A 26,059-nucleotide genomic window follows, 5' to 3' on the forward strand; every position below is an offset into this window, starting at 1 on the left:
AAAAGATTGACACGAGCTGTGATCTGCGCTTCACTGGGAGCATGTTCGTCATGACCGTCGACCAGGTCGATTCCCGGGCTCACGCAGACGCTGTGCCGGCGCTGCTGGCGACTCTGCAGGGCGTGCCGGTGCGGCTTCCCTTCGAGCGCACCGCGGGCGACGAGGTCCAGGCAGTCCTCGAGGACCCTCGTGCGGTCGTCGACGCGTGGGAGGCCATCGTCCGCGACGGGCGGTGGAGGGTGGGCATCGGGATCGGTCACGATGTGGAGCTCGCCGACTCGAGCAGAGCCTCGCGCGGGGGGCCGTTCCTCGGAGCGCGGGACGCCGTCGACGAGGCGAAGGGACATCCTGATCGGGTCGCCGTGCGTGTGTCGCCCTCGGTCGATGATGCGTCCCAGAGTTCCCAGAGTTCCCAGAGTTCCCAGAGTTCCCAAAGCGAGAGCCGCGGCAGCGATGCGAGCGCTGCGGCGCGCGACGCGCAGACAGTGCTCCGCCTGCTCTCGATCGTCATCGACGAGCGGACCGACGCCGGATGGCGAGTCATCGACGCGGCGCGTGCGGCTCCGGATGCCACGCAGGCGCAGCTCGCGGATCAGCTGGGCATCACCCGTCAGGCCGTCTCGAAGGCCCTGCGCACGCACGACGCGGTCACGGTCGACGAGGGCCTGCGCACGGCGGCGCGCCTGCTCGCCCGCACTCTCGAGCTGTGTCCCACGGGCGTGAGCATGACAGCCGCCACGACTCGTGGAGCGGAGGAGGAGCTGTGATGGGCGGAGACGTCGTCACGACCATCGCGGCGCTCGGGGTCGGGATCGTCGCCGCGCTGCTGGGCTGGCCGCTCACGCGGCTGGTGCTCCGGGTGGCCGGCGGCCGGGACCGCGCGCGGGCTGCGCACGCTGAGGCGGACGTCGCAGAGGACTGCGCGGTCGCAGAGGAGGCGGTCGCGGAGGATGTCGAGACCGTCGGGCGGCCCACTGTCGCTGACGAGGTCGAGCCTGCCGCCGATGTCGACGACGACGGGCTCCTGCGCGGAGGGCTGTGGATCGGACTGCTGGAGCGGGGGTTCGTCGCAGGAGGGATCGCTCTGGGGGAGCCGTCGATCCTCGCCGTGGTCGTCGCGATCAAGGGGCTGGGGCGAGTCCCGGAGCTCCTCCGCAGCCCCACGGCCGGGGAACGGTTCATCATCGGCTCGCTGGCGTCGCTCGGAGTCGCGCTGGCCATCGGCGTCATCGGCCGCGCGCTCGTCGGGTGAGACCCTGCGCTACCCTGGACCGGGTGCCTCGCGCATGTGCGGAGGCGACGTCTCCGCGCCGGTCGCCGGCGCGGTCCGCACTGAACCGAGCTCACTGAGAGGACGCAGGTGGACATCTTCCGAAGGCCTGAGGACATACCCGCGGACTACGGCCGCACAGTGATCACCATCGGCAACTTCGATGGTGTGCACCGCGGTCATGCGGTCGTGCTCGACGAGCTCCGAGCAGCGGCGGATTCCCGCGGCCTCCGGTCGGTCGTCGTGACGTTCGATCCGCATCCCAGGATCGTGCACCAGTCGGATTCGCCGGTGGAGCTGATCTGCAGCCTCGACCAGCGCCTCGGGCGGATCGCGCGATCCGGAGTCGATGCCGTCCTCGTCCAGCCGTACACGCTCGCCTTCGCGGACCAGTCAGCGGAGGAGTTCGTGCTCGACTACCTCGTGGGGAAGCTCCGCGCCAGCGCCGTCGTGGTCGGTCACGACGTCCGCTTCGGCCGGGGGAACTCGGGCGATCTGGAGGCGCTCACCGCGCTCGGCCGTCGCCACGGCTTCGACGTCGTCGTCATCGACGAGGTGGGGGAGGGGACGCGGTACTCCTCGAGCGCCATCCGTCGGCTGCTCGAAGAGGGCGACGTGCGCTCCGCCGCAGACCAGCTCGGATACAACCACACGCTCACGGGCACCGTCGTGCACGGAGAGAAGCGCGGGCGCGAGATGGGCTTCCCCACGGCGAATCTGGACCTGGAGGCCGAGGGCCTGGTCCCGGCGGACGGGGTCTACGCCGGGTGGATGCACTTCCCCTCCCGCGGGCTGCGGCTGCCCACCGCGATCTCCGTCGGGACGAACCCGACGTTCCACGGCAGCGTGCGGACCGTCGAGGGGCATGCGCTCGACGTCCGGTTCGCGGATCTCGACGTGTACGGGGACACGATGGAGGTCTCCTTCGTCGAGCGCATCCGCGGCCAGGTCGCCTTCCGGGGGATGGAGCCGCTCATCGCGCAGATGCACGAGGACGTGGACCGTGCCCGCTCTGTGCTAGTCTCTTAGTCGCCGTTCTATCATCGGCCGCGGTTCCACAGTGCTCGGACAGAAGGTCCGGGCGCCGCGCAGCGACACCACGGAGGACTCATATGGCTCTCGACCCCACGGTCAAGCAGGAGATCATCAAGGAGTACGCGACACACGAAGGCGACACCGGTTCTCCGGAGGTTCAGATCGCTGTCATGTCTCGCCGCATCGCCGATCTGACGGAGCACTTCAAGGAGCACAAGCACGACCACCACTCGCGTCGTGGCCTGCTCCTGCTCGTCGGACAGCGCCGCCGGATGCTCAAGTACCTGCAGAACACGGACATCAACCGCTACCGCGAGCTCATCGGCCGCCTCGGCCTGCGCCGCTGAGTCCGCCTGCTCGCCGCCCAGCGCTCCCGGCGCCTGAGCCGGTCGCTGAGCGTTTCGAAGCCCCCTTCCACCGTGCGGTGGGAGGGGGCTTCCCTCATCCGCCGGGAGCGTGTGGCCGGAGAGGTCCGGTCCACTTGCTACGATGGGCGAGTCCAGTACCCGATGGCAGCGTCGTCGGTCCTCGACAGTGGCCTCCGCAATACGATGTGCGTGGGCTTCGATCGAAGGCCGCCGAAAACACGACGTGCCGCGCGAACGCGCAGCGCACTGCCGTCGGCCACAGCGCGCCGGTCCCACACGGGGACGCGGCGCAACCATCCCGCCGCCCGCTCGTTCGACGTGCGCGGCGGCAGAACGGAGACACCGTGGGGATCAACCCCGAGTCAACCGTCGCCCATATCGACAACGGGCGCTTCGGTACACACACAGTCCGCTTCGAGACCGGTCGCATCGCCCAGCAGGCCGCGGGCAGCGTCTGCGCCTACCTCGATGACGAGACGATGCTCCTGTCGGCCACGACCGCCAGCAAGAAGCCGAAGGAGCACTTCGACTTCTTCCCGCTGACCGTCGACGTCGAGGAGCGCATGTACGCGGACGGCCGGATCCCCGGCTCGTTCTTCCGCCGTGAGGGCCGTCCGTCCACGGACGCCATCCTCACCTGCCGCCTCATCGACCGCCCGCTGCGCCCCACCTTCGTCAAGGGTCTGCGCAACGAGGTCCAGGTCGTCGTCACCGTCATGTCGGTGGCGCCCGGCGTCCTCTACGACACGCTGGCGATCAACGCCGCGTCGATGTCGACCCAGCTGTCCGGTCTGCCCTTCAACGGTCCGATCGGCGGTGTGCGCATCGCACTGATCGATGACCAGTGGGTCGCGTTCCCGACCCACGAGCAGCTCGAGGACGCAGTCTTCGACATGGCCATCGCCGGTCGCGTCGTCGGTGACGACGTCGCGATCATGATGGTCGAGGCGGAGTCGTCGGATCGGGTCATCGATCTGGTCCGCGGCGGCGCCACCGCGCCGACCGAAGACGTCGTCGCGAGCGGCCTCGAAGCGGCGAAGCCCTTCATCCGTGAGCTCGTCCGCGCACAGAGCGAGCTCGCTGCCCGTGCGGCGAAGCCCACGGCCGACTACCCCGTCTTCAGCGAATTCCAGGACGACGTCTACGCGGCCGTCGAGGAGCTCGCACTCGAGCAGCAGACGAAGAACTTCCAGATCGCGGACAAGCAGGAGCGCGAAGCCGCCGGCGACGTGCTGCTCACCTCCCTCTACGAGCAGCTCGCAGAGCGCTTCGAGGGACGCGAGGGAGAGATCGCGGGAGCGCTCAATGCGCTCACCAAGCAGGTCATCCGCAAGCGCATCCTCACCGAGCAGGTCCGGATCGACGGCCGTGGGCTCAAGGACATCCGTCCCCTGTCCGCGGAGACCGGTGTGCTGCCGCGTGTCCACGGATCGGCCCTCTTCGAGCGCGGCGAGACGCAGATCCTCGGCGTCACGACGCTCAACATGCTCAAGATGGAGCAGCAGATCGACTCGCTGTCGCCGGTGAAGTCGAAGCGCTACATGCACCACTACAACTTCCCGCCGTACTCCACCGGTGAGACCGGTCGCGTGGGCAGCCCCAAGCGCCGCGAGATCGGTCACGGTGCCCTCGCTGAGCGCGCGCTCATGCCCGTCCTGCCGACGCGCGAGGAGTTCCCCTACGCCATCCGCCAGGTCTCCGAGGCACTGAGCTCCAACGGCTCGACCTCGATGGGCTCGGTCTGCGCCTCGACGCTGGCGATGCTCCACGCGGGTGTGCCGCTGCGCGCTCCCGTCGCCGGAATCGCGATGGGCCTCGTCTCCGACCTGGTCGACACGCCGGACGGACCTCAGACCGCCTACGCCGCGCTCACGGACATCCTGGGTGCAGAGGACGCGTTCGGCGACATGGACTTCAAGGTGGCGGGCACCGGTGAGTTCATCACCGCGATCCAGCTCGACACGAAGCTCAACGGCCTTCCGGCCACCGTGCTCAGCGCCGCGCTCAAGCAGGCGCGCGAAGCGCGCCTCGCGATCCTCGACGTGATGAAGGAGGAGATCGACGCTCCGGCGGAGATGGCTCCGACTGCACCGCGGATCATCTCCGTGAACATTCCCGTCGACAAGATCGGTGAGGTCATCGGGCCCAAGGGCAAGATGATCAATCAGATCCAGGAGGACACCGGCGCGCAGATCAGCATCGAGGACGACGGCACCGTCCTCATCGGTGCCTCGGACGGCGTCGCGGCGGAAGCCGCCCGCAGTGCGATCAACGCGATCGCGAACCCGCAGGTCCCTGAGGTCGGAGAGCGCTACCTCGGCACCGTCGTCAAGCTCATGAGCTTCGGCGCGTTCGTGTCGCTGAGCCCGGGCCGCGACGGCCTGCTCCACATCTCGGAGCTGCGGAAGCTGAACGAGGGCAAGCGCGTGGAAGAGGTCGAGGACGTTCTCAGCGTGGGCCAGAAGGTCCAGGTCGAGATCACCAAGATCGATGATCGCGGAAAGCTGTCGCTCGTGCCGGTGACGGACGATTCGGACGACGACGCGGCCGCGGAGACGGCCGAGGAGGCCTGATCCGCACACGTGAGTGAGCTCCTCTCAGCGGGGGAGGGCGGTCGCATCGAGCGCACCGTCCTCCCCGGCGGCATTCGCATCATCACCGAGACCGTTCCCGGCCTGCAGTCGGAGACCGTCGGCGTCTGGGTGGGCTCGGGCTCACGCCACGAGTCCCACGTCGCCGCGGGATCCACGCATTTCCTGGAGCACATGCTCTTCAAGGGAACGGCGACCCGCAGCCCGCGGGACATCGCACGCGGCCTCGAGCGCACCGGCGGTGATTCCAACGCCGTGACGGCGAAGGAGTACACCTGCTACTACGCGCGGTGCCTCGTGAGCGACCTCGACGGCGTGGGCGAGCTGCTGTGGGACATGGTCCTGCGGTCCACGCTCGACGAAGCGGAGTTCGAGCGCGAACGCGGCGTCATCGTGGAGGAGCTCGCGATGGCCGCGGACGATCCGACGGACCAGCTGTTCGAGGACTTCGAGCAGCTCGCGTTCGCCGATCAGCCGCTCGGGCGCCCCGTCGGGGCGACGCGCCGGCAGATCCGTGTGCTCGAGCACAGCGTCCTGCGTGAGCACTACGAGGACGCGTACGCCGGTCCCGGACTGGTGTTCGCCGCCGCCGGGGGAGCATCCCATGCCGAGGTCGTCGAGCAGGTCACGGCGCACATCGCCGGTACCCGCGCAGTCCGGCCTCTCGCACAGAGCGCGAAAGCCCGGGACACCGCTGCCGACGCTCTGACCCCCGCTCTCTTCACCCCCGGCATCCATGTGCGGGAACGTGCGACCGAGCAGCAGGGGATCATCCTGGGCACAGCAGGCCTGCCCGAAGGGCATGATGACCGCTTCGTGCACCTCGTCCTGTCGAACCTGCTGGGCGGAGGCATGGCGTCACGGCTGTTCCAGCGGATACGGGAAGAGCATGGTCTCGCGTATTCCGTCCAGACCGTGCTCAGCCAGTACTCGGACGCCGGACTGTTCGGCGTGTACGCAGGGTGCGCGCCGGAATCCTCGGACCAGGTCCTCGCGCTCGTGCGGGAGGAGCTGCTCCGCATCGCGGACCGCGCACCGGGCGCGGACGAGGTGGACGACGTCGTGTCGCAGCTGGCGGGCGGCACCGTTCTGGGACTCGAATCGACTGCGGTGCGCATGAATCGGATCGCCCGCCACGAACTGACGGCAGTGCCCCTGCTGAGCGCCGAGGTGCTCATCGACCGGGTCCGCTCCGTGACGCCGGAGCAGATCCGTGCGCACGCGGTAGGGTTGCTCTCCCAGGAATGGGCGCTCGCAGCAGTCGGCCCGCGGGGCGATCTGCCGATGCCCTCGCTTCGCTGATTCCAGAAGGTCCCGCCGTGGGGGAATATCCGCAGGTCCCGGTGCCGTTGTCCCTGATAGCGGCCCGGGATAGGGTCGATGAATGTGGAGGGGCGTTCCGCCCACCCGACGAACACAAGGAGGCATCACATGGCTGAGTACAGCCTTCCCGACCTTCCGTACGATTACGCAGCGCTGGAGCCGCACATCTCCGGTCGCATCATGGAGCTGCACCACGACAAGCACCATGCGACCTACGTGAAGGGTGCGAACACCGCGCTCGAACAGCTGGCGGAGGCCCGTGAGAAGGGCGAATTCGGCACGGTGAGCAAGCTGTCGAAGGACCTCTCCTTCAACCTCGGCGGCCACATCAACCACACGATCTTCTGGAACAACATGAGCCCGGACGGCGGCGACAAGCCCACCGGAGAGCTCGCAGCGGCGATCGACGACCAGTTCGGCGGATTCGATGCGTTCCAGGGCCACTTCACGGCCGCGGCGACGTCGATCCAGGGCTCCGGCTGGGCCATCCTCGGGTGGGACACGCTGGGTCAGCGCCTCACCCTCGAGCAGCTCTACGATCAGCAGGGCAACGTGCAGGTGGGCTACATCCCGCTGCTGCAGCTCGACATGTGGGAGCACGCCTTCTACCTCGACTACCAGAACGTGAAGCCGGACTACGTCAAGGCCTGGTGGAACATCGTCAACTGGGAGGACGTGCAGGCACGCTTCGAGCGCGCACGCACGCAGACGCCGGGCCTCATCGCCTGACGCACCACTGCCAGTGCGACAGCGCCCCCGCTCTTCGGAGCGGGGGCGCTTCGTCGTTCGGCGCCGGCCCGTAGAATCGGTCACGACCGCGAAGCACAGGCCGATCCACCGGGATCGGGGAACAGGGAGTGACACGTGAGCGACATCCGAGTGGGCGTCATCGGAGCACAGGGGCGCATGGGGTCGCATGCCGTCGAGGCGATCGAAGCCGCAGACGGGTTCGTCCTCACCGCCGCGCTCGGCAGCTCGGATCCGATCGAGCAGATCCTCGACGCGAAGGTCGACGTCGCCGTCGAGCTCACGGTCCCCGGCGCGACGGAGGCCAACGTGGCGTTCCTGGTCGATCACGGCATCGACACAGTCGTCGGGACGACAGGGTGGACTGCGGAGCGCCTCGACGGACTCCGGACCCGCCTCGCCGATCAGCCGCAGACCGCCGTGCTCATCGCTCCGAACTTCTCGATCGGTGCCGTGCTCGCGATGCGCTTCGCAGAGCTCGCGGCTCCGTACTTCGATTCGGCGGAGATCCTCGAGATCCACCACACGCGCAAGCTGGACGCGCCGTCGGGAACCGCCGTGCACACGGCACAGCGCATCGCGCGGGCGCGTGCGGACGCCGGGCTGCCCGACATGCCGGATGCCACCGACTCGGATCCCCACGGCGCCCGCGGTGCGGCGATCGACGGCGTCCACGTCCACGCGGTACGCCAGCAGGGGATGAACGCCCACGAGGAGATCATGTTCGGCTCCGACGGCGAAGCGCTCACCCTGCGCACGGACACCTTCTCCACCAGTGCCTTCATGCCGGGGATCCTCACCGCCGTGCGCACGATCGGTGAGCGCAGCGGCCTGGACGTGGGGCTCGAGTCCTACCTGGACCTCGCATGACCCGGGCGAAGGTGGGGGTCGCGATCGTCTCGATCGCGCTGCTGCTCTACTTCTGGTTCACGTATCAGCGGGCCTGGATCATGGTGACGGACGAGTCGCTGCTCGCGAAGGGACTCGGCCTGGCGCTCTTCGCGCTGCCGATCGTCGGTGCCTGGACGCTCGTGCGCGAGCTGATGTTCGGTGCCCAGACGGAGCGCATCGCCGATGTGCTCGCCAGCGAGGGCGGACTGCCCCCGGACAACCTCCCGCGCACGCCCGGCGGCCGCATCGTGCGGGAAGCGGCGGATGCGGAGTTCGAGCGCTACCGCGCGGAGACCGATACGGCGCCCGATGACTGGCGCTCCTGGTTCCGGCTGTCGTGCGCGTACGACGCCGCGGGGGATCGCAAGCGCGCGCGGGAATCGATGCGACGAGCCATCCGGATGGAGAAGCGCGATAGCGTGAGCGCATGATCTCCAACCCGCTCCTCGGTCCCACGCGCGCAGACCTCAGAGCGCGCACGAGTATGAAATGGCGCCTGTATCCGGACACCGTCCTGCCGCTGTGGGTCGCGGAGATGGACGTGACGCTCGCGCCCGCCGTGTCCCAGGCGATCATCCGCGCGGCGGAATCCGGTGACACCGGCTATCCGTACGGCACGGACTACGCCGAGGCCGTGGCCCGCTTCGCATCGGAGCGCTGGGGATGGGACGGGCTGGATCCGTCGCGCGCCGCACTCGTGCCGGACGTGATGATGGGGATCGTCGAGACGCTCCGCCTGCTGACCGCACCGGGGGACGCCGTGGTCGTCACCTCGCCGGTCTACGCACCGTTCTTCGCCTTCGTCACGCACGCGGACCGGCAGGTGGTGGAGACGCCGCTCACGGCCGACGGCAGGCTCAACCCCGCCGCGATCGAAGACGCACTGGTGCGCGCACGTTCGCTCGGCTCCGCACATCCCGTGGTCCTCCTGTCGAACCCGCACAATCCCACGGGCACGGTGCACTCGCGGACGGAGCTCGAGGCGACGGCAGAGGTCGCACGCCGCCACGGCGCGCGGATCATCTCCGACGAGATCCACGCGCCGCTCGTCTACTCCGACGCGTCCTTCGTGCCCCTGCTGTCGGTCGCGGGTGCGGAGAACGCGTTCGCGCTCACGAGCGGCTCGAAGGCCTTCAACCTCGCAGGGCTCAAGGCGGCGCTGCTGATGGCCGGACCCGATGCGGCGTCCGACCTCGCGCGCCTGCCGGAGGAGGTCGGCCACGGGCCCAGCCACCTCGGCATCCTCGCGCACACCGCCGGGTTCGCCCACAGCGCGGACTGGCTCGATGCCCTGCTCGCGGGACTCGAGGAGAACCGATCGCTCCTGGGCGATCTGCTGTCGACCCATCTTCCCCAGGTGGCGTGGACGCCTCCGCAGGCCACGTACCTCGCCTGGCTGGACGCCTCGGCGCTGGGTCTGGAGGCATCCGCCTCCGCAGACGCGCTCGCAGTGGTCTCCGATCTCGCCGGACCGGCGAAGTTCTTCCTCGACGAGGCTCAGGTGGCGCTGAGCTCCGGGCACGTGTTCGGGAGAGGCGGGGAGAACGCGGTGCGCCTGAACTTCGCGACACGACCGGAGATCCTCGCGGAGGCCGTCACGCAGATGGGGGAGGCTGCGGCCGCCTCGGCCCGCTGACGCGCGCACCGTCGGGGGGATTCTGACAGTCGGGCGGTGACCGATCGTCGGCAGGAGTCTGGCCCCCGGACGGATCCAGACCGTCGCCGAGCACCGAACGTTGCACCGCTCGCACGGCCGCGGTGAGCACCGCCTCCAGCGGGCCCCGTCTCGAGACGAGGCCGGTCCACACCAGTCCGGCGACGATGACCGCGACGACGTTGACCCAGAACCACTCCGTCTGCGTGTCGAGCCAGGGCACGGTCCTCAGCGCGGTCATCTCTCCGAGCGCCAGGAGGCAGATGTGGAGCGTGTACATGCTCAGGGGCATCGAGCCCGGACGCGACAGCCACGCGTGCACGAGTGCCGGGCCGCGGCCCAGGAGCGGGCCCAGCAGGAGGCAGAGGGCGAGCACCGCCATCGCGACCCCGGCGGTCTGCACGAGGTCGAACGTCGTGCCCGAATGCGGGCCCGCGGTGACGAGCCACCAGGGGGAGTCCGCAGGAGTGACCCCGTAGGCGCCCAGCATGATGACGCGGTCGACGTATGTGTGGACCCCGGTCACGGACTCCTCACCGTAGAGCGAATCCAGCTCCCAGCGTCCGCGCATGTTCATGAGGAGGGCCGAGGCGGACAGTGCGAGCGTGGTGAGCGCTCCGCCCGCGATGAGGAGCGTGATCCGGCGATGGAGATCGGACCAGTCGATCCGTGCGAGCCACATGCCCAGCAGGATGTATCCGACCCACTGCAGCAAGGGGTAGTAGCCGGTCAGGAACAGCCCGACCCATGTGTCCGCCATGTGCATGTTGGAGAACGCCGGCACCGTCAACCCCGAATCGGCGAAGCCGGAATCGACGCTGGACCGTATGGCGTGGGACAGCTGCGGGGTGACGAGGAACCAGGCCCACGCGCTCACGCCCAGCAGCCAGGTGGGCAGGCGCAGGAACAGCGGGGCTATGACGAACAGCACGCCGTAGTTGACGAGGATGATCGCGATGCCGGAGGGCAGCTCGCCCAGTGCGAATCCGATGAGCGCGATGAGTGCGCCGCGGATCACGAGTCCTGCGGACGCCGCGGCCCACCCGCGACCGCCGGTGTGCGCCAGCGCGCTGCGCGTCGACAGGATGATGGAGAAGCCGGCCAGGATGGCGAACAGTGCCGACGCGCGCCCCTGGAGCAGTGCGACGGCCGTGAGGTCGCCGGTCTCGTCCATGCGGGGCAGGACGTGCGTGGCCATCATGCCGAAGAGGGCGAGACCGCGGGCGATGTCGATGCCGAGGATCCGCGCACGCAGGGGCGGTCGCGGTGTCTGCGGATCGTGCGATGCGGGAGTGGGGGGCACGGCAAGCCTTCGCGGGTTCGCCCGCGCACGGCGGGTAGGATCGGAGCATGGCCATGATAGATGACGCAGCAGGCATCGAGGCGCGAAAGGCCTTCGGCCGCGTCGGTACTGCGATGATCACCCCGTTCACCGCGGACGGCGCTGTCGACTACGCCGCGCTCGAAGCGACGGCGGACTATCTCGTGCGGCTCGGAAACGACCTCCTGGTCGTGTCCGGCACGACGGGGGAGGCGTCCACGACGACGGATCTGGAGAAGGCGGAGATCCTCCGCGCCGTGATCTCCGCCACGTCAGGGCGTGCGAAGGTCGTCGCCGGAGTCGGCACGAACCACACGGCCCAGTCGATCGCGCTGTCGCGCAGCGCAGAGGAGTGCGGAGCCGACGGCCTCCTCGTCGTCACCCCGTACTATTCGCGCCCCACGCAGGACGGGATCATCGCCCACACGCGTGCGATCGCCGACTCCACACAGCTGCCCGTCATGCTCTACGACATCCCCGGCCGTTCGGCCGTCCCCCTCACCACCCCGACGATCCTGTCCCTGGCGGAGCATCCGCGCATCCTGGCGGTCAAGGATGCGAAGGGCGCGCTGGGCGCGTCCCAGGATGTCCTGGGGCACGGAGCGATCGCCGTCTACTCCGGTGAGGACGCACTCAACCTCCCGCTGCTCGCGATCGGCGCCTCCGGCGTCGTGTCCGTCGTTGGCCATGTCGCCGCGGACCGCATCAGCACCCTCGTCTCCCTCGTCGCGTCGAATGATGTCGCGGCGGCCCGCCGGATCGCGGCGGACCTGGCACCACTGGTGGACGCGATCATGAACCACATGCCCGGTGTCGTCGCCGCGAAGGCGGCGCTCGAACTCCTGGGTGTGATCCCGACGCGCACGACGCGCCTCCCTCTGCTGCCGGCTGACGCCCAGCAGGTGGAGGCGGTGCGCCTGGCCCTGCAAAGGAGCGAATACCTCACGTGTTGACTTATCAGACAGAGATCGCGGAGCCGAAAAAGGCCTCCCGCGATGCTCTGAGAATCGTAGCACTCGGCGGACTCGGAGAAGTCGGCCGCAATATGACCGTCTTCGAATACCACGACAAGATCCTGATCGTGGACTGCGGCGTGCTGTTCCCGGAAGAGGAGCAGCCGGGCGTGGACCTGATCCTCCCGGACCTCACCTACCTCGAGGGTCGGTACGACAAGATCGTCGGCATGGTGCTCACCCACGGGCACGAGGACCACATCGGTGCTGTGCCCTACCTGCTGCGCAAGCGTGCCGATATCCCGCTGCTGGGATCCACGCTGACGCTCGCGCTGATCGAGGCGAAGCTCAAGGAGCACCGCATCAAGCCGACCACTCGGGTGGTCAAGGAGAACGACAAGGACCAGCTGGGTCCGTTCGACCTCGAGTTCATCGCGGTGAACCACTCGATCCCCGATGCCCTGGCCGTCATGATCCGGACCGGCGCGGGGAACGTCCTGCACACGGGCGACTACAAGATGGACCAGCTGCCGCTCGACGGACGCATCACGGACCTGCGCGCGTTCGCCCGGCTGGGGGAGGAGGGCGTCGATCTCTTCCTCACGGACTCCACGAACGCAGAGGTCCCGGGCTTCACTCCGTTCGAGAAGGACATCGGACCGGTCCTCGTGAACCTGTTCGCGCAGGCGCCCCGCCGCATCATCGTGGCCTCGTTCGCCTCGCACATGCACCGCGTCCAGCAGGTGCTCGATGCGGCGAGCGCGCACGGCCGCAAGGTCGCCTTCGTCGGGCGGTCGATGGTCCGCAACATGAAGATCGCACAGGATCTGGGGTACCTCACGGCACCTCCGGGGACCGTCATCGACATGAAGCGGGTGGGCGACTACCCGGATGACCAGATCGTGCTCATGAGCACCGGCAGCCAGGGCGAGCCCATGGCCGCGCTGGGACGCATGGCCAACCGCAACCACCCCATCGATGTGGGCGAGGATGACATGGTCATCCTCGCGTCCTCGCTGGTCCCCGGCAACGAGAACGCCGTCTTCCGCGTCATCAACGGACTCATGAAGCTGGGCGCGAAGGTCGTGCACAAAGGGTCCGCCAACATCCACGTGTCGGGTCACGCGTCCGCGGCAGAGCTCCTGTACACGTACAACATCGTCCAGCCGAAGGGCGTCATGCCGGTGCACGGCGAATGGCGCCACCTCCTGGCGAACGGCGAACTGGCGGCTCAGACGGGTGTGCCGGAGGATCGGATCATCCTGGCGGAGAACGGCTATGCGGTCGACCTGGTCGACGGCGTACCGACCGTCGCGGGGGCCTATCCGACGCAGGACCTCTTCGTCGACGGATCGTCCGTCGGAGCGATCACGGAGGCGGACCTCAAGGATCGCCTCACACTCGCGGGGGAGGGCTTCGTCTCCGTCTTCATGGCGGTCGACGCATCCCGCAGGGAAGTGATCGCGGGACCGGAGATCCATACGCGCGGAGTCGCAGAGGAGGCGAAGGTGTTCGCCTCGATCGCGCCCAAGCTGGAGGCAGCGGTCCTGGACGCGCTGCGGAACGGGACGAAGGACCGGCACCAGCTCCAGCAGATCATCCGCCGCACGATCGGACGCTGGATCTCATCGAAGCTGCGTCGCAAGCCGATGATCGTCCCGATGGTCGTCGTGCTCTGACGGTCGCCGGACACAGACAGGGGGCCCTGGAGAACCGAAAGGTTCTCCAGGGCCCCCTGTCTGCGTCTCCGGGTGATCAGCGACGATGCGCGGCGCGCGGTGACGTGTACGCCACGGTGACGTGCGCTGGTGATGCTCGTCGAGGTCAGAAGCCCGTGTCGAGCGCCCAGCCCTGTGCGAGCTCCTTCGCAGTCGCGTGCAGCTGCGCGGCCACCTGCTCGTACACGAGCGGTCCCAGTCGGGAACTGGGACCGGACACGGACAGCCCAGCGGGTGCGGGGCCACCCGGCACCGCGACCGCGAGGCACCTCACTCCCACCTCCTGCTCCTCATCGTCGATCGCGTAGCCGCGCTCGCGGCTGGCGCCGACCTCCGCGAGCACCGCGTCGAGATCCTGTGTGCCTGCTGTCGTGAGGACGTCGCGGACCTGGGACTCCGGCAGCGTCGTGAGAACCGCCTTGCCGACTCCGGACGCGTGCAGGGCCACGCGTCGCCCAACCTCTGTGAACATGCGCATCGAGCGGTGCGACGAGGCCTGTGCGACATAGGTCATCGTGTCCTGCGTGAGGAATGCCAGATTCACCGTCTCCTCGAGCCGCGTCACCAGCCGGTCGAGTGCCGGTTGGACCTGGGCGCCCGACTGCTGCGCCGCGACTGTTCCCAGTCGCACCAGGCGTGCTCCGAGCGCATATCGACGGTCCGGGAGCTGGAGCACATATCCGCGGACGTTCAGGGTTGCGAGCAGACGGTGCACCGTGGGGACCGGGAGCCCGACCGCCTGGGCGATCTCCTTGGACCGCGCGATGCCCCCGACTTCGGCGAGGGCTTCGAGGACGTCGATCGTGCGATCGACCGACTGGACGCGGGTGGGGCGGGAGGGGGAGGTCTGGGAAGTCATCGTGTTCACCAGCGTAGCCGCCGCGGGGAGGCCCCGCGGCGGCTACGTGCGGTGTGCGTCAGCGACTCACCGGCGCGTCCTCGACAGACCCGCTGGGCCGGTCGGGGAGCAGGTCGCCGTTCGGAACGTCGTTCGTCCTGCGCAGCGTGAAGAACGCTGTGACGAGTCCGATGACGAGCAGCGCGAACACGATCGTGCCGAGGTTCAGCCCACCGCCGAACACCATCATGAACGCGATCGAACCGGCCAAGAGGCTGTAGACGACCATCGGCAGCGCGGTCTTCCGCAGGATCTCGCCCTCGCGTCCCAGCAGGCCCACCGTCGCGGCGGCTGCGACGACGTTGTGGACCGCCACCATGTTGCCGGCGGCACCGCCGACGGCCTGGGCCGCGACGATCGTCTCCGGCGACTCCACGCCGAGATTCACACCGGTCGCGAACTGGAACTGCGAGAACATGAGGTTGGAGACCGTGTTCGACCCGGCCACGAACGCTCCCAATGCTCCGACGAACGGTGCGACGAGCGGCCACGCGCTGCCCATCGAGTTCGCCGCCGCCTCCGCCAGGGTGAGAGGCATGGAGTCCATGCCGGACGAGTTGAAGTCCGCGCCGGAGTTGATGAACACGCGGACCATCGGCACGGAGCACAGCAGCGCGAACGCGGCTCCGGCGATCTGCTTGCCCGCGACCCGCCAGGCTCCTGCGACCTGGTTCCTGGTCATGCGCTGCAGAGGGATCGTGAGCAGTGCGGCGATGACGAAGAGGAAGCCGGGGGAGTACAGCAGGTCGGACGTCTGGCTGACGCCGGTTCCGAGGAGGTTCGAGAAGTCGATGGCCAGCGTCGTGCCGAGGAGCTCCTTGAGCGGCGGGATGTTCCTCGTCAGGAGCAGCAGCGCGACGATGATGAGGTAGGGCGACCATGCGAGGACGAGCGGCATCTTCTTCTCGAGGATGACCTCCTCGGTGCGCGGGTCGACTTTGCCCATCCAGTTGTCGGGCCAGCGGTGGCGGGGAGCGAAGTCCCAGGTGTCCTTGGGCTGGAGGAAGCCGGCACGAGCGGCGGACACGACGATCAGGAGGCCGATGATGCCGCCCAGGAGCGACGGGAACTCGGGGCCGAGGAAGATGGCGACCAGCAGGTAGGGGACCACGAAGGACACTGCGGCGAAGAAGGCGAACGGGGCGACGGCGAGACCGGCGCGGAAGCTCTTCTGCTCACCGAAGAAGCGCGTCATGAAGCATACGAGGATCAGCGGGATCATGAGGCCGCAGATCGCGTGGAGGGTGGCGACCTGTACAGCGGTGTGTGCGACGAATGCCGACTGCTCCGTGATCCCGAGCTCCGCCATCCGGTCCAGGATCGGCTGGGGGAAGCGTCCCGTGTCACCGGCCAGCAGTCCCTGTCCGATGCCTGTGAGCATCGGGGTGCCGACTGCACCGAAGCTCACCGGCACCGACTGGATGATGAGGCCCGCGAGTACCGCGGCGACCGCGGGGAACCCGAGTGCGAGCAGCAGCGGCGCGACGACGGCTGCGGGGGCTCCGAAGCCGGCGGCGCCCTCGATGAAGCTGCCGAACAGGAACGCGATGATGACGACCTGGATGCGGCGGTCAGGCGAGATGGAGACGAAACCGGCCTTGATCGAGTCGATCGCCCCGGATTTCGTGAGCGTGGAGAGGAGCAGGAGCGCTCCGAAGACGATCCAGAGGAGGCCGAGGGCCACGATGATCCCCTGGATCACCGATGCGCTGATCGTGACGACGGAGATGCCCCAGCCGAAGAACGCCACGAGGGCTGCGACGACCAGCGCCGCAGGCATCGCGACTGTGGCGGGGGCTCGGAAGACGAGCAGCAGTATGCCCGCTACGAGGATGGGTGAAGCCGCCAGCAGGGCTGCGACTGCGATGTTGTCCATGAGGGTGTCCCGTCGAGTGTTCAAGGTTGGGTGCAGACCGGACCCAGCGCTGTGCTGAGAGTTCGGTCACTGTGAGTTGTCTATCACGTTCCTGCTCGTTTGCCGTGAGCGGCTGGCGAAAATCTTGCACAGTGGACCCGATCGCAATGAAACCGTGATTCCGACCGGCGAGATCGGTCGGCGTTTCGCTTGGTGGAATCGTGATTTCATTGACGATGGTCGCGGGTGCTAGCGTGCAGGCAGAGACGTGACGATCGGCATGCAGTCCGGTCGGACCGACCACGAAAGGCCAGAGTTGACTTCCACCGCACCATCCTCCGCCATGGGACGCCAGGCCGCGGCGACTCTCGACGAGCTCGTCGCCCAGCTGCCCGAAGGCGCAGTCATCACCGACCCCGTGAAGACGGAGGCCTATCGTCGCGACCGCGCTGAGGACCCGAACGCGGGCACGCCCGCGGCCGTCGTCCGTGCGACGTCGACGGAGGACGTCCAGGCCGTCGTCCGCTTCGCCGCGTCCACGGGGACCCCGGTCGTCCCGCGCGGCGCCGGGACGAGCCTGTCCGGCGGTTCCACCGCGATCGACGGCGGCATCGTGCTCTCGCTCGAGCGCATGCGCGACATCACGATCGATCCGGTGACCCGCACCGCCGTCACGCAGCCGGGTGCCTTCAACGTCGAGGTCAAGGAGGCTGCCGGCGAGCATGACCTCTGGTATCCGCCGGACCCCGCCTCCTTCACGTTCTGCTCGATCGGCGGCAACATCGCGACGAATGCCGGCGGCCTGTGCTGTGTGAAGTACGGCGTCACGACCGACTACGTGCTCGGTATGAAGGTCGTACTGGCTGACGGTCGCGCCATCGAACTGGGCGGTCCCCGACTCAAGGACGTCGCCGGTCTGTCGCTCACGAAGCTGTTCGTCGGCAGCGAGGGCACCCTCGGGATCATCACGGAGGTGACGCTCCGGCTCGTACCGGCACAGCGTCCGCCGCACACTCTCGTGGCGACGTTCCCCACACTCGATTCGGCGACGGCGGCAGTGCTCGCGATCACGCAGCGCATGCGCCCCTCGATGCTCGAGTTCATGGACCGTCCGACCATCAACGCGGTCGAGGACGAGACGAAGATGGGGCTGGACCGCGAAGCGGCGGCCATGATCATCGTGCAGTCGGACGAGCCGGCGGGCCACGCGGGCGTGGAGATCGCGGACGTGACGGAGCTGTGCGAGTCGAACGGCGCCTCCGAGGTCTTCTCCACAGAGGACCCGGACGAGGGCGAGGCCTTCATCGCCGCCCGCCGGATCGCGATCCCCGCTGTGGAGAAGAAGGGCACGATCCTGCTCGAGGACGTGGGCGTGCCGCTTCCGAAGCTCGGCGCCCTCGTGAGCGGCATCGAGGAGATCTCTCAGCGCCACGACGTGCTCGTGGCCGTCATGGCCCACGCCGGCGACGGCAACACGCACCCCCTGGTCGTCTTCGACCCGACGGACGCGGAACAGCGGGAGCGCGCCCACACGGCGTATGGGGAGATCATGGACCTGGCGGTCTCGCTGGGCGGCACGATCACCGGCGAGCACGGAGTGGGGCGCCTCAAGCAGCCGTGGCTGGCCGGCTACCTGGGCGAGGACGTCCTGGACATCAACCAGCGCGTCAAGGATGCGCTCGATCCCCAGGGGATCCTCAACCCCGGCGTCGTCTTCGACGCCCGTCCGGAATCGGATCCCGTGACTGCGGAGGCACCCGCCGGCGCAGCTGCTGCGGCGGCGGCCCCAGCAGGAGGCGCCGCAGCCTCGGCCGCGGTGCAGACTGATGCTCCCGCACCCATGACCTCGACCACAGGAGAACCCGTGAGCTTCTCGACCCCGACGATCACGTACGACCTCGCAGCGCGGGCCGTCGCGCTCACCATCGAGGAGGGGAAGAAGGTGGGCGTGCGCACCTGCGCGACGATCGTCGATCCGGCCCTCCAGCTGGTGGCCTACGGCCGCACCGACGGCATGACCCCGCACAGCGTCGAGACGAGCCGCCGGAAGGCGCAGACCGCCGCCTCGACCCGGCGCCCCAGCGCGCTCATCCTCCCGGAGCTCGCGCAGAAGCTCGAGCACGGCACCGGCGGCCTGCTCACGAGCATCGCCGGCGGAGTCCCGATCGCGTTCGACGGAGTCGTCGTCGGCGGCCTCGGCGTGGCCGGCGGCAAGCCGCCCGAGGACGCGGCCATCGCGGACGCGGTCCTCGCCGCACTGGGAGCAGATCCCGCAGAGACCGCGTCCTGAGCGCGTCTCACTCCACAGCGAAACACCAGCCAGTCCATCCACGAACACACCACCAGAGGAGCAGGACATGACCGCATCCACCGTCGAGCTGCCGGAAGGCCTCGAGATCACGACCGCACTGCCGGAGGGCGCTGAGAAGGTCCTCACGCCCGACGCGCTGTCCCTCATCGTCTCGCTGCACCGCAAGTTCGCCGCGACCCGCAAGGAGCGCCTCGCAGCGCGCGTCGACCGCCAGGCGCGCCTGGACGCCGGAGAGGAGCTCGACTTCCTCGAGGAGACCCGCGCCATCCGCGAGGACGACTCATGGCAGGTCGCCGCTCCGGCACCGGGACTCGAGGACCGCCGCGTCGAGGTCACCGGGCCCACCTACAAGAAGATGACGATCAACGCGCTGAACTCCGGTGCGAAGGTGTGGCTGGCCGACCAGGAGGACGCGAACACCCCGGCATGGGACTCCGTCATCGGCGGTCAGCTCAACCTGCTGGACGCCACGCGTCGTGAGATCGACTTCGTCTCCGAGCAGGGCAAGTCGTACACCCTCCGCCCCGACGAGGAGCTGCCGACCATCGTGGTCCGCCCGCGCGGCTGGCACCTCGAGGAGAAGCACATGAAGATCGATGGGCAGATCGCGTCGGGCTCGCTCGTCGACTTCGCCCTCTACTTCGCGACCGCGGGCCGCGAGCAGCTGGCGAAGGGCCGTGGCCCGTACTTCTACATCCCGAAGATGGAGTCGCACCTCGAGGCGCGTCTGTGGAACGACGTGTTCGTCCACGCGCAGGACGAGCTGGGCGTGCCCCAGGGCACGATCCGCGCGACCTGCCTCATCGAGACCTACCCGGCCGTGTTCGAGATGGAGGAGATCCTCTACGAGCTGCGCGACCACTCCGCGGGCCTGAACGCCGGCCGCTGGGACTACATCTTCTCCGTCATCAAGACGCACCGTGCGAAGGGCGAGGACTGGATCCTCCCAGACCGCGGCCTCGTGACGATGACCGTGCCGTTCATGCGCGCGTACACGGAGCTCCTGGTCCGCACCTGCCACAAGCGCGGCGCACACGCGATCGGCGGCATGAGCGCGTTCATCCCGTCCAAGGACGAGGAGGCGAACACCAAGGCGTTCAAGCAGGTCGAGAACGACAAGTCGCGTGAGGCGGGCGACGGGTTCGACGGTTCCTGGGTCGCGCACCCGGGCATGGTCGAGGCCTGCCGCACCGAGTTCAACAAGGTGCTGGGCGATGAGCCGAACCAGATTGCGAAGAAGCGCGAGGACGTCTCCGTGACGGCGGCGGACCTCCTCAACGTCAAGGACACCCCCGGTGACGTGACGGAGACGGGCCTGCGGGCGAACATCGCCGTGGGCATCCAGTACGTCCAGGCGTGGCTGAGCGGCAACGGCGCGGCGGCGATCAACGGCCTCATGGAGGACGCGGCGACCGCGGAGATCTCCCGCTCGCAGGTGTGGCAGTGGCTGCACTTCGGCGTGAAGCTCGCGGACACCGGTGAGAGCGTCTCGAAGGAGCTCGTCGACCGCCTCATCGCCGAAGAGGTCGCGAACCTGCCGGGCGAGGAGTCCGACTGGGCCACCTCGCGCGATCTGTTCGCGACGATGGCGACGCAGGAGGACTACGCGGACTTCCTCACGATCCCCGCGTACGAGCTGCTGGGCTGAGCGATGCTCGGCTGAGTCTCAGCGCCGACGCGTGAGCGCCGGGTGCACCGTACGGTGCACCCGGCGCTTCGTCGTTCGGAGCAGGGGCTTCCGCAGAGCAGGGGCTTCGCGAGGGCGCAGCCTGCCTGTGGGCGACTGGGATGAGGCGACCGCCGCCGAGGCCGCGGTCACCTCTTGTGGTAGAGGTCCGCCTTCCGCTGGTACTGGGGGTCGCTCGTCACGCGGATGCCGAGGCTCCGGAAGATCCCCTCATCGACGGAGCCGAGGATCGTCGTCGTGTGCGCGTCGGTGTCCGTGAGATCGGCGAGGCGGGACAGCGCCAGGCGACTCGTCTCGGAGGATCCCGCGGACACGGACAGGGCGATGAGGACCTCGTCGGTGTGCAGCCGCGGATTGCGGCTGCCCAGGTGCGAAGTCTTGAGCGTCTGGATCGGCTCGATGGACTCCGGGGACAGGAGGTGCTCCTCCTCGTCGATGCCGGCGAGGTGCTTGAGCGCATTGAGCAGCATCGCGGCCGAGCACCCGAGGAGCGCGGACGTCTTCCCCGTGATGAGGGTGCCGTCGTGCAGGCGCATCGCGGAGGCGGGCGCGTCGGTCTGCTGCGCGAGTCCGCGCGCGGGCGCGACGACGGTCCGGTCGCCGACGTCGATGCCGGCTCGGCTCATCACGAGGCCCACCCGGCTGGAGACGTCCTCCGCCGCCCCCTCGCGATGCTCGGCGACCTGGGCCTGGAACCAGCGGCGGATGATCTCCTGCCCCGCGGCGTCACGGCACGCGGCGTCGTCCGAGATGCACCTGCCCACGAGGTTGACGCCCATGTCCGTGGGCGACCGGTAGGGGCTGCTCCCGTCGATCCGCTCCAGCAGTGCCGTGAGCAGCGGGAAGACCTCGACGTCGCGGTTGTAGGACGTCGCCTGCTCCCCGTAGGCGCGCAGGTGGAAGGGATCGATGACGTTGAGATCGTCGAGGTCCGCGGTCGCGGCCTCGTAGGCGAGGTTGACGGGATGCTCGAGCGGCAGGTCCCACACGGGGAAGGTCTCGAACTTCGCGTATCCGGACGACACGCCGCGGCGATGGTCGTGGTAGATCTGCGACAGGCACGTCGCGAGCTTCCCGGATCCGGGGCCGGGCGCGGTGAGCACGATGAGGTCGCGGGAGGGTGAGAACGCCTCGTTCCGGCCGAAGCCGTCATCGCCGACGATGCGGGCGACGTCTGTGGGATAGCCCGGGATGGTCCGGTGCCGCACGGTGCGGAGCCCCAGGCGCTCCAGACGATTCCGGAATCCGTGCCCCGACTGGTCGTCGTCGTCGAGCTGGGTCAGCACGACGTTCTCGACGAGGAACCCCCGTGACCGGAACGCGTCGACGAGGCGGAGGACCTCCTCCTCGTAGGTGATCCCGAGGTCGGCGCGGACCTTGTGCCGCTGGAGATCGCGCGCGTTCACCGCGATGACGATCTCCAGCTCGGCCCGCAGCTCCTCGAGCATCGCGATCTTCGTGTCCGGATCGAACCCGGGCAGGACCCGAGCCGCATGCATGTCGTCGAAGAGCTTGCCGCCCATCTCGAGGTAGAGGCGACCGCCGATCCTGCGCTGCCGTTCGCGGATGTGCTCGGACTGGAGGGCGATGTACCGGTCCCGGTCGAAGCCGACGGGAGGCCCGCCCTCCCGCCGCGGTGAGGCGCTGAGAGCGGCGGAGTCGGTGGGGGACGGGGCGTGGGACATGGGGGACCCTTTGCTCATCGCGGATGACAGGACTGCGGTGAAGCCTATCGGTCTTCCGCGCTGATCCGCGGACAGCACCTGTGCAGCGCGTCCCGTGCCCTCACACGCCGACGTCCGGCTGATCCGAGGGCACAGCGTCTCCTGGGAATACCATGGGGACCATGGCGACCCGTACGACTTCCCCCGCCAAGAACGGTCGCGCTCGCACGTCCCCGCGCTCAGGGGGCGCCTCACAGGCGCCTCGCGGCAGCAAGCGGACACCGAACGCGAACCGGAACGCCGGGGGCCCCGATGCCGACAAGGCTGCCCGGAGTGGGAACATCCTCACCGGCGCATGGATGGGAGTGGCTCACATGGCCGGCGACCGGACACGCAGGAACCTCGACCCGAACGAGGCGGCCGACGAGCCGACCCGCCGCGATGGGACGGGCTTCGCGCTCGTCGCGCTGGCGATCCTCATCGCGGCCTTCGAGTGGTGGCACATCCCCGGAGCATTCGGCGACGGCGTCCGCTCCGTCGTCGAGGGCACGTTCGGCAGGGTCGCCCTGGCACTGCCGATCATCCTGGTGGGATACGCGATCCGCCTGTTCCTGCGGGGCGACGACACGCGCGGCAACAACCGCATCCTCATCGGCGTGATCGCACTCATCGTCGCGGCTGCCGGGCTGGCCCATGTCGCTGCGGGGAATCCGAGCTTCGTGAACACGCGTGAGGCGATGGCCAACGGCGGCGGCGCTGTGGGATACATCATCTCCTCTCCGCTCATCGCGGCCACGACCGTCTACGTGACGGTCCCGCTGCTGGTGCTCCTCGGCCTGTTCTCGCTGCTCGTGCTCACAGCGACGCCGGTCCGCGAGATCCCCTCGCGACTCGTCGGCGCGTACCACCGTCTGGTCGACGGAGCGCCGAGTGAGGGGGGCGCGGGCGACGCGGGTGAGGACGACCTCATCGCGTCCGGGAAGACCACGTCGACCCTCAAGCCGATGGGCCGTAAGCGCGGTTCGCGGAAGAAGGCCGATCAGGACGACGCCTCGACCCCGTCGCACGAAGAGGAGAAGGACGTCGCCTACGACAAGGCGTACATCCACGAGGCCGACGTCGAGGGCGAGCCGAAGAAGGATGCGGACGTCTACGACGTCGATGCGACGTCCGAGCCCGCCTACCGTCCGGGTGAGCGCCGTCCGACGAAGGCGGAGAAGGAAGCCCAGAAGCTCCGCCGCGACGTCGGCATGGAGGACGAGACGCGGGTGCTCGACAGCCGCAGCGCGGCGGGGAAGCCCACCGATCCGTCGGCGGGCAGCGAGGACGACACCGCACAGGTGCCGACCGTCTCGACACCGGTCCCGCAGGCGACCGGCGAGCTCCCGCAGCGCGTCACGCAGCTGGAGCTCAACGGCGATGTCACGTACACGCTGCCGTCGTCGGACGCGCTGACCCCGGGGCCGCCGCCCAAGGAGCGCTCCGAGGCCAATGACCGCGTCGTCGAAGCGCTGCGCGATGTCATGCAGCAGTTCAAGATCGATGCGGAGGTCACCGGCTTCTCCCGCGGACCGACCGTCACGCGGTACGAGGTGGAGCTCTCGCCCGGCACGAAGGTCGAGAAGGTCACCGCGCTGTCGAAGAACATCTCGTACGCCGTCGCGAGCGCTGATGTCCGCATCCTCTCGCCGATCCCCGGCAAGAAGGCGATCGGCATCGAGATCCCCAATGCGGACCGTGAGACGGTCTCGCTCGGCGACGTGCTGCGGTCCAACGCGGCGCGGAAGACCGAGCATCCGATGGTCATGGGCGTGGGCAAGGACGTCGAGGGCGGCTTCGTCGTCGCGGACCTCTCCAAGATGCCGCACCTCCTGGTCGCGGGTGCGACCGGCGCCGGCAAGTCCAGCTTCGTGAACTCCATGATCACGTCGATCATGATGCGTGCGACGCCGGATGAGGTCCGCATGATCCTCGTGGATCCGAAGCGCGTCGAGCTCACGATCTACGAGGGCATCCCGCACCTCATCACCCCGATCATCACGAGCCCCAAGAAGGCCGCGGAGGCGCTCGAATGGGTCGTGCGGGAGATGGATGCGCGGTACGACGACCTCGCGTACTTCGGCTTCAAGCACGTCAAGGAGTTCAACAAGGCGGTGCGCGAGGGCCGCATCGAGGTGCCGCCGGGCTCCGAGCGAGAGCTGAACCCGTACCCCTACCTGCTCGTGATCGTCGACGAGCTCGCAGACCTCATGATGGTCGCACCGCGCGACGTCGAGGCGAGCATCCAGCGCATCACCCAGCTGGCGCGCGCCGCGGGCATCCACCTGGTGCTCGCGACCCAGCGTCCGTCCGTGGACGTCGTGACAGGTCTGATCAAGGCCAACGTCCCGTCCCGCCTGGCGTTCGCGACCTCATCGCTCGCGGATTCGCGGGTCGTCCTCGACCAGCCCGGTGCGGAGAAGCTGATCGGGCAGGGCGATGCGCTGTTCCTCCCGATGGGCACTGCGAAGCCGATCCGCGTGCAGGGCGCGTGGGTGAACGAGTCGGAGATCGAAGAGGTCGTCGAGCACGTCAAGTCGCAGCTCGCTCCCAACTATCGCGAAGACGTCGCCGTCGAAGCGCCCAAGAAGCAGATCGACGAGGAGATCGGCGACGACCTCGACCTGCTGCTGCAGGCTGCCGAACTCGTGATCACGACCCAGTTCGGCTCGACCTCGATGCTCCAGCGGAAGCTGCGCGTGGGCTTCGCGAAGGCCGGTCGACTCATGGACCTCATGGAATCGCGCGGGATCGTCGCGGCTTCGGAGGGATCGAAGGCACGCGACGTGCTCGTGCGCCCCGAGGACCTGCCGTCGATCCTCGCGGTCATCCGCGGTGACGAACCGGCGGGCGACGACTCGTCCGGACCTGCGGGGGCATCCGCAGCCCACGGACACGGTGACGACGGCGACGAGGGGTCCGCCCCCCACGATCACCGACCCGACGGCGGAGGAGGCGACCGCATGTACGACGACGCGACAGGCCTCGAGGTCGTCGAGGAGACGTCGGACGACGCGTGGGAGCTGACCGGCCGGTGAGCCGGAGGACCATGATCGCCCCGGTCCGCACGGCGGATCCCTGCGGGCCGGTCGACCGCGATGGGAGAGGGCTAGGCTTGTGGGCGTGAACGACAGCCGCGCGACGCCCGCACCCAGCAACTGGAACCTGCCGAACGTCCTCACCGTGGTGAGGATCCTGCTGGTCCCGGTCTTCCTCGTGCTCCTCGTGGGGCAGGACGGCGTGGATCCGACGTGGCGCGTCTGGGCCTTCGTCGTCTTCGTCGTGGCGATGCTCACGGACTGGATCGACGGGACGCTGGCCCGACGGTGGGACATGATCACCGATTTCGGCAAGATCGCGGATCCCATCGCGGACAAGGCACTCATGGCCGCGGCGCTCATCGGCCTCTGGGTCGTGGGGACTCTGCCCCTCTGGGTGCCGATCGTCATCCTCGTCCGCGAGTTCGGCATCACGGTGCTGCGCTTCGTCATCATCCGCTGGGTGGTGCTCCCCGCGTCGAAGGGCGGCAAGCTCAAGACCGTCCTCCAGACGCTGGCGATCGGACTCATGCTGCTGTGGATTCCCGTCCTGGCGTGGGTGCCCGCGCTCTTCGTCGTGTGGACCGTCGTCGCGTGGATCGCGATGACGGCAGCGATCGTCGTCACGCTGGTGACCGGCATCGACTACTGCGTGAAGTCCTACCGCCTGGTCCGTGAGGCGAAGGGGTCGTGACG

20 protein-coding genes are annotated in these 26,059 nt (G+C 68.6%); 16 read left to right on the forward strand and 4 right to left on the reverse strand.

Translation table 11 applies throughout. From position 1 onward, the window contains the following. The first annotated feature begins 41 nt into the window (after positions 1-41). The 10 genes from FM105_RS11415 to FM105_RS11460 all read left to right on the forward strand — a co-directional run bounded on the left by FM105_RS11415 (position 42) and on the right by FM105_RS11460 (position 9,861). A complete protein-coding gene (locus tag FM105_RS11415) occupies positions 42-767 on the forward strand; it encodes a MarR family transcriptional regulator (protein ID WP_179207166.1) in 726 nt (241 codons plus the stop codon). Then, positions 767-1,252, forward strand: a complete 486-nt coding sequence (locus tag FM105_RS11420; protein WP_087008238.1) for a hypothetical protein — start codon at positions 767-769, stop codon at positions 1,250-1,252. The genes FM105_RS11415 and FM105_RS11420 overlap by 1 nt, the downstream gene beginning before the upstream one ends. 108 nt (positions 1,253-1,360) lie before the next feature. Beyond that, positions 1,361-2,299, forward strand: coding sequence for a bifunctional riboflavin kinase/FAD synthetase (locus tag FM105_RS11425; RefSeq protein WP_087008240.1), 939 nt, complete (start codon positions 1,361-1,363; stop codon positions 2,297-2,299). A gap of 83 nt (positions 2,300-2,382) precedes the next feature. After that, positions 2,383-2,652: a 30S ribosomal protein S15 gene (gene rpsO / locus FM105_RS11430; protein WP_087008243.1), complete on the forward strand. Its 270-nt coding sequence runs from the start codon at positions 2,383-2,385 to the stop codon at positions 2,650-2,652. Positions 2,653-3,017: 365 nt separating this feature from the next. Continuing rightward, positions 3,018-5,246 (forward strand): polyribonucleotide nucleotidyltransferase, encoded by a 2,229-nt coding sequence (locus FM105_RS11435; protein WP_087008246.1) that lies wholly within the window; start codon positions 3,018-3,020, stop codon positions 5,244-5,246. Between the two features lie 9 nt (positions 5,247-5,255). Further along, positions 5,256-6,566, forward strand: coding sequence for a M16 family metallopeptidase (locus FM105_RS11440; RefSeq protein WP_087008248.1), 1,311 nt, complete (start codon positions 5,256-5,258; stop codon positions 6,564-6,566). Between the two features lie 129 nt (positions 6,567-6,695). Beyond that, positions 6,696-7,316: a superoxide dismutase gene (locus FM105_RS11445; RefSeq protein ID WP_087008250.1), complete on the forward strand. Its 621-nt coding sequence runs from the start codon at positions 6,696-6,698 to the stop codon at positions 7,314-7,316. A 135-nt stretch (positions 7,317-7,451) separates the two neighbouring features. After that, the gene (gene dapB, locus FM105_RS11450; protein WP_087008252.1) at positions 7,452-8,204 is read left to right on the forward strand and encodes a 4-hydroxy-tetrahydrodipicolinate reductase; all 753 of its coding nucleotides are present in this window, start codon (positions 7,452-7,454) and stop codon (positions 8,202-8,204) included. Next, positions 8,201-8,656: a tetratricopeptide repeat protein gene (locus FM105_RS11455; protein WP_087008255.1), complete on the forward strand. Its 456-nt coding sequence runs from the start codon at positions 8,201-8,203 to the stop codon at positions 8,654-8,656. Before dapB ends, FM105_RS11455 begins: the two co-directional genes overlap by 4 nt. After that, positions 8,653-9,861: a MalY/PatB family protein gene (locus FM105_RS11460; RefSeq protein ID WP_087008256.1), complete on the forward strand. Its 1,209-nt coding sequence runs from the start codon at positions 8,653-8,655 to the stop codon at positions 9,859-9,861. The genes FM105_RS11455 and FM105_RS11460 overlap by 4 nt, the downstream gene beginning before the upstream one ends. On the opposite strand, the gene FM105_RS11465 is transcribed toward FM105_RS11460, so the two are convergent. Next, the gene (locus FM105_RS11465; protein WP_087008258.1) at positions 9,821-11,182 is read right to left on the reverse strand and encodes a heparan-alpha-glucosaminide N-acetyltransferase domain-containing protein; all 1,362 of its coding nucleotides are present in this window, start codon (positions 11,180-11,182) and stop codon (positions 9,821-9,823) included. The genes FM105_RS11460 and FM105_RS11465 overlap by 41 nt on opposite strands. Positions 11,183-11,229: 47 nt before the next feature. Between FM105_RS11465 and dapA the strand changes: the two genes are divergently transcribed. Continuing rightward, a complete protein-coding gene (gene dapA / locus FM105_RS11470; RefSeq protein ID WP_087008260.1) occupies positions 11,230-12,153 on the forward strand; it encodes a 4-hydroxy-tetrahydrodipicolinate synthase in 924 nt (307 codons plus the stop codon). Continuing rightward, complete coding sequence (locus tag FM105_RS11475) at positions 12,147-13,832, forward strand: ribonuclease J (RefSeq protein WP_087008262.1); 1,686 nt, start codon at positions 12,147-12,149, stop codon at positions 13,830-13,832. The genes dapA and FM105_RS11475 overlap by 7 nt, the downstream gene beginning before the upstream one ends. A 145-nt stretch (positions 13,833-13,977) precedes the next feature. Here the strand turns inward: FM105_RS11475 and FM105_RS11480 are convergent, their stop codons facing one another. Together FM105_RS11480 and FM105_RS11485 are read right to left on the reverse strand one after the other, a co-directional pair. Beyond that, positions 13,978-14,730 carry an IclR family transcriptional regulator gene (locus FM105_RS11480; RefSeq protein ID WP_087008264.1) on the reverse strand — a complete coding sequence of 251 codons (753 nt, stop codon included), beginning with the start codon at positions 14,728-14,730 and terminating at the stop codon, positions 13,978-13,980. 58 nt (positions 14,731-14,788) lie between these two features. Beyond that, on the reverse strand, positions 14,789-16,645 hold the full coding sequence (locus FM105_RS11485) for an L-lactate permease (protein WP_087008267.1): 1,857 nt from the start codon (positions 16,643-16,645) through the stop codon (positions 14,789-14,791). A 322-nt stretch (positions 16,646-16,967) separates the two neighbouring features. On the opposite strand from FM105_RS11485, the gene FM105_RS11490 reads away from it, so the two are divergent. Further along, complete coding sequence (locus FM105_RS11490) at positions 16,968-18,914, forward strand: FAD-linked oxidase C-terminal domain-containing protein (RefSeq protein ID WP_087008269.1); 1,947 nt, start codon at positions 16,968-16,970, stop codon at positions 18,912-18,914. 67 nt (positions 18,915-18,981) lie between these two features. Beyond that, on the forward strand, positions 18,982-20,583 hold the full coding sequence (gene aceB, locus FM105_RS11495; RefSeq protein WP_087008271.1) for a malate synthase A: 1,602 nt from the start codon (positions 18,982-18,984) through the stop codon (positions 20,581-20,583). Positions 20,584-20,750: 167 nt separating this feature from the next. On the opposite strand, the gene FM105_RS11500 is transcribed toward aceB, so the two are convergent. After that, positions 20,751-22,307 carry a DUF1846 domain-containing protein gene (locus tag FM105_RS11500; protein ID WP_087008273.1) on the reverse strand — a complete coding sequence of 519 codons (1,557 nt, stop codon included), beginning with the start codon at positions 22,305-22,307 and terminating at the stop codon, positions 20,751-20,753. Positions 22,308-22,660: 353 nt separating this feature from the next. Between FM105_RS11500 and FM105_RS11505 the strand changes: the two genes are divergently transcribed. Together FM105_RS11505 and pgsA are read left to right on the forward strand one after the other, a co-directional pair. Further along, on the forward strand, positions 22,661-25,363 hold the full coding sequence (locus FM105_RS11505; RefSeq protein WP_179207174.1) for a DNA translocase FtsK: 2,703 nt from the start codon (positions 22,661-22,663) through the stop codon (positions 25,361-25,363). A gap of 85 nt (positions 25,364-25,448) precedes the next feature. After that, positions 25,449-26,057 carry a CDP-diacylglycerol--glycerol-3-phosphate 3-phosphatidyltransferase gene (gene pgsA / locus FM105_RS11510; RefSeq protein WP_256970358.1) on the forward strand — a complete coding sequence of 203 codons (609 nt, stop codon included), beginning with the start codon at positions 25,449-25,451 and terminating at the stop codon, positions 26,055-26,057. The last annotated feature ends 2 nt before the right edge of the window (positions 26,058-26,059 follow it).

Source organism: Brevibacterium yomogidense (assembly GCF_900163715.1).
Taxonomy (GTDB): domain Bacteria; phylum Actinomycetota; class Actinomycetes; order Actinomycetales; family Brevibacteriaceae; genus Brevibacterium; species Brevibacterium yomogidense_A.

Bases quoted from the DNA above. Each gene is read 5' to 3' on its own strand.
- FM105_RS11505 (WP_179207174.1), top strand. From the start codon at position 22,661: ATGGCCGGCGACCGGACACGCAGGAACCTCGACCCGAACGAGGCGGCC.
- FM105_RS11490 (WP_087008269.1), top strand. From the start codon at position 16,968: ATGGGACGCCAGGCCGCGGCGACTCTCGACGAGCTCGTCGCCCAGCTG.
- FM105_RS11415 (WP_179207166.1), top strand. From the start codon at position 42: ATGTTCGTCATGACCGTCGACCAGGTCGATTCCCGGGCTCACGCAGAC.
- FM105_RS11455 (WP_087008255.1), top strand. From the start codon at position 8,201: ATGACCCGGGCGAAGGTGGGGGTCGCGATCGTCTCGATCGCGCTGCTG.
- FM105_RS11460 (WP_087008256.1), top strand. From the start codon at position 8,653: ATGATCTCCAACCCGCTCCTCGGTCCCACGCGCGCAGACCTCAGAGCG.
- aceB (WP_087008271.1), top strand. From the start codon at position 18,982: ATGACCGCATCCACCGTCGAGCTGCCGGAAGGCCTCGAGATCACGACC.
- FM105_RS11500 (WP_087008273.1), bottom strand. From the start codon at position 22,307: ATGTCCCACGCCCCGTCCCCCACCGACTCCGCCGCTCTCAGCGCCTCA.
- FM105_RS11480 (WP_087008264.1), bottom strand. From the start codon at position 14,730: ATGACTTCCCAGACCTCCCCCTCCCGCCCCACCCGCGTCCAGTCGGTC.
- FM105_RS11420 (WP_087008238.1), top strand. From the start codon at position 767: ATGGGCGGAGACGTCGTCACGACCATCGCGGCGCTCGGGGTCGGGATC.
- rpsO (WP_087008243.1), top strand. From the start codon at position 2,383: ATGGCTCTCGACCCCACGGTCAAGCAGGAGATCATCAAGGAGTACGCG.
- dapA (WP_087008260.1), top strand. From the start codon at position 11,230: ATGGCCATGATAGATGACGCAGCAGGCATCGAGGCGCGAAAGGCCTTC.
- FM105_RS11485 (WP_087008267.1), bottom strand. From the start codon at position 16,645: ATGGACAACATCGCAGTCGCAGCCCTGCTGGCGGCTTCACCCATCCTC.
- FM105_RS11445 (WP_087008250.1), top strand. From the start codon at position 6,696: ATGGCTGAGTACAGCCTTCCCGACCTTCCGTACGATTACGCAGCGCTG.